Raw genomic sequence first — 3678 nt, 5'->3', positions numbered from 1 at the left:
CCGCTCGCCGAGCTTGAGCAGGGCATCCCCTTCGAGCAGCGGCACCCCCCCCCCCCCCCCCCCCCCCCCCCCCCTCCGGTTCCAGTCCTCACCGACGGTGAAAGCCGGTCGGCGTCCTCGCAGGTCGGGGGTGTCGCCGGTGAAGCTCTCAGGTTGAGATGACAGAGGGGGAGGCCGTCCGGGTACCCGCGCCGAGGTACCCCTCGTAGGTCGTGCTGACCAGGAGGCCTCCGCAATGACTGCCACCCACATCCCGCTCGCCGAGCTTGAGCAGGGCATCCCCTTCGAGCAGCGGCACATAGGCCCCGACGCCGAGGCGCGGGCCAAGATGCTCGCCCAGGTCGGGTACGGCTCGCTCGACGAGCTCACGGCCGCCGCGGTGCCGGATGTGATCAAGAACGCCGAGGCGCTCGACCTGCCCGGCGCCCGCAGCGAGGCCGAGGTCCTCGCCGAGCTGCGTTCGCTCGCGGACCGCAACGAGGTCCTGGACTCCATGATCGGCCTCGGGTACTACGGCACGTTCACGCCGCCGGTGATCCTGCGGAACGTGATGGAGAACCCCGCCTGGTACACCGCCTACACGCCGTACCAGCCCGAGATCTCGCAGGGCCGTCTCGAGGCCCTCCTCAACTTCCAGACGATGGTCGCCGAGCTGACGGGTCTGCCCACCTCCGGTGCCTCCCTGCTCGACGAGGGCACCGCCGCCGCCGAGGCCATGGCCCTCTCGCGGCGCATGGGCAAGGTCAAGAACGGTGTCTATGTGGTCGACGCGGACGCCCTGCCGCAGACCATCGCCGTCATCCGGACCCGCGCCGAGCCGACCGGCGTCGAGATCGTCGTCGCCGACCTGAGCGAGGGCATCCCGGCCGAGATCGCCGAGCGCGGCATCGTGGGCCTGCTGGTGCAGTACCCGGGTGCCTCCGGTGCCGTCCGTGACATCAAGCCGCTGATCGACCGGGCGCACGAGCTCGGCGCCGTCGTCACCGTCGCCGCCGACCTGCTCGCCCTGACGCTGCTCACCTCGCCCGGTGAGCTCGGCGCGGACATCGCCGTCGGCACGACCCAGCGCTTCGGCGTCCCGATGGGCTTCGGCGGCCCGCACGCCGGTTACATGGCGGTGCGCGAGAAGTTCGCGCGCAGCCTGCCGGGCCGCCTGGTGGGCGTCTCCGTCGACGCCGACGGCAACAAGGCCTACCGGCTCGCGCTCCAGACCCGTGAGCAGCACATCCGCCGCGAGAAGGCCACCAGCAACATCTGTACGGCACAGGTGCTGCTCGCCGTCATGGCCGGAATGTACGCGGTGTACCACGGGCCCGATGGCCTGAGGTCCATCGCGCGGCGCACCCACCGGTACGCGACGCTGCTCGCCGCCGGACTCGCCGGCGGTGGCCACGAGGTCGTCCACGGCGCCTACTTCGACACCCTCACCGTGCGGGTGCCCGGCCGGGCCGAGGAGCTCGTCGCCGCCGCGCGCGAGGGCGGGGTCAACCTCCACCTCGTCGACGCCGACCACGTCTCCCTGTCCTGCGACGAGACGACCACGCGCCGTCAGCTCAACGCGGTCTGGGGCGCCTTCGGTGTGGAGGCCGACGTCGACGCGCTCGACGCCGACACCGCCGACACGCTGCCGACGGACCTGCTGCGCGGCGACGACTACCTCACGCACCCGGTCTTCCACCAGTACCGCTCCGAGACCGCGATGCTGCGCTACCTGCGCAGGCTCGCCGACCGCGACTACGCGCTCGACCGCGGCATGATCCCGCTGGGCTCCTGCACCATGAAGCTCAACGCGACCACCGAGATGGAGCCGGTCACCTGGCCCGAGTTCGGTCAGCTCCACCCCTTCGCGCCCGCCCAGCAGGCGCAGGGCTACCTCACACTCATCCGTGAGCTGGAGGAGCGCCTCGCCGAGGTCACCGGGTACGACAAGGTCTCCCTCCAGCCCAACGCCGGTTCGCAGGGCGAGCTGGCCGGACTGCTCGCCGTACGCGGCTACCACCGGGCCAACGGCGACGAGCAGCGCACCGTCTGCCTCATCCCCTCCTCCGCGCACGGGACGAACGCGGCGAGCGCCGTCATGGCCGGGATGAAGGTCGTGGTCGTCAAGACCGCCGACGACGGCGAGATCGACGTCGCGGACCTGCGTGCCAAGATCGAGAAGCACCGCGACGAGCTGTCCGTGCTGATGATCACCTACCCCTCGACGCACGGCGTCTTCGAGGAGCACGTCGCCGACATCTGCGCCGAGGTCCACGAGGCCGGCGGCCAGGTGTACGTGGACGGCGCCAACCTCAACGCCCTGGTGGGTCTCGCCAAGCCGGGCCACTTCGGCGGCGACGTCTCGCACCTGAACCTGCACAAGACCTTCTGCATCCCGCACGGCGGCGGCGGCCCCGGCGTCGGTCCCGTGGGCGTGCGCGAGCACCTCGCGCCGTACCTGCCGAACCACCCGCTCCAGCCCGCCGCCGGTCCCGAGACCGGCGTCGGCCCGATCTCCGCGGCGCCCTGGGGCTCCGCCGGAATCCTGCCGATCTCCTGGTCGTACGTGCGCCTGATGGGCGGCGAGGGCCTCAAGCGCGCCACCCAGGTCGCGGTGCTCTCCGCCAACTACATCGCCAAGCGCCTCGAACCGCACTACCCCGTGCTCTACACCGGCCCGGCCGGTCTCGTCGCGCACGAGTGCATCGTCGACCTGCGCCCGCTCAGCAAGGCGACCGGCGTCAGCGTCGACGACATAGCCAAGCGCCTCATCGACTACGGCTTCCACGCGCCGACCATGTCGTTCCCGGTGGCGGGCACGCTGATGATCGAGCCGACCGAGAGCGAGGACCTGAACGAGATCGACCGGTTCTGCGAGGCGATGATCGCCATCCGCCGGGAGATCGAGAAGGTCGGCTCCGGTGCGTGGTCCGCCGACGACAACCCCCTGCGGAACGCGCCGCACACCGCCGCCGCGCTGAGCGGTGACTGGGAGCACGGCTACACCCGCGAGGAGGCCGTCTTCCCGGCCGGGGTCGCCGCCTCGGACAAGTACTGGCCGCCGGTGCGCCGCATCGACCAGGCGTACGGCGACCGGAACCTCGTCTGCTCCTGCCCGCCGCTGGACGCGTACGAGGACTGATACCGGTGCCCGTATGAGACGGGCATGCGTCGGGGCCGGTCCGGAGAGTGCTCTCCGGACCGGCCCCTCGCCGTCTGCCCGTCTCTCAGGCGGCCGTCATGATCTGGTCGGTGCCCAGCGGTCGGTGCGGGGCGATGATCTGGCCGTCCGGCAGCAGCTCACCGGTGTCCTCGAAGAGCAGGACGCCGTTGCACAGCAGGCTCCAGCCCTGCTCCGGGTGGCTTGCCGCGAGGAGTGCGGCCTCCCGGTCGGCGGAGTCGGCTGACGGGCACGGTGGTTGGTGCTGGCACATGGAAGGGTTCTTTCGCTGCGGTTCGATGGCTGTGAGGTCTGTCCTGCGGCTCGATGCGGTGCTCATGACCGCCCCCCGTTTGTAGTCGGTCCGTTCCCAGTGTTGCCCTACGGGCGTCAATCCGCAGGGATTTTGCGGCAGCGGTTCCTACTGCTTAATGACGTATCACCCGCCCGGACGGTTCAGCCCAACTGCACTGTCTCTTCGGGTGGTTCGGGGTGACCCGACCGGGCTAGTCCACCCGGGTGGGGACAGCGTCGTGCCC

The 3678-nt window shown here is 70.9% G+C and carries 2 protein-coding genes; one reads left to right on the top strand and one right to left on the bottom strand.

Features of this window, described 5'->3' with window-relative positions:
* Window positions 1-235 precede the first annotated feature (235 nt).
* Window positions 236-3121, top strand: coding sequence for an aminomethyl-transferring glycine dehydrogenase (gcvP, locus tag AB8Z36_RS33435; RefSeq protein WP_369217144.1), 2886 nt, complete (start codon window positions 236-238; stop codon window positions 3119-3121).
* Between the two features lie 85 nt (window positions 3122-3206).
* Here gcvP and AB8Z36_RS33430 read toward each other — a convergent pair whose 3' ends face one another.
* Window positions 3207-3413: a DUF5999 family protein gene (locus AB8Z36_RS33430; RefSeq protein ID WP_369217143.1), complete on the bottom strand. Its 207-nt coding sequence runs from the start codon at window positions 3411-3413 to the stop codon at window positions 3207-3209.
* Window positions 3414-3678 lie beyond the last annotated feature (265 nt).

The sequence above is a fragment of the Streptomyces flavofungini genome (genome assembly GCF_041028215.1).
Lineage (GTDB): Bacteria > Actinomycetota > Actinomycetes > Streptomycetales > Streptomycetaceae > Streptomyces > Streptomyces flavofungini_B.
The sequence above is the reverse complement of the archived record's forward strand: the minus strand, read 5'-3'. Positions and strand labels throughout refer to the sequence as shown.

Coding starts and splice junctions, on each gene's coding strand:
- AB8Z36_RS33430 (WP_369217143.1), bottom strand. CDS start 3,413: ATGTGCCAGCACCAACCACCGTGCCCGTCAGCCGACTCCGCCGACCGG.
- gcvP (WP_369217144.1), top strand. CDS start 236: ATGACTGCCACCCACATCCCGCTCGCCGAGCTTGAGCAGGGCATCCCC.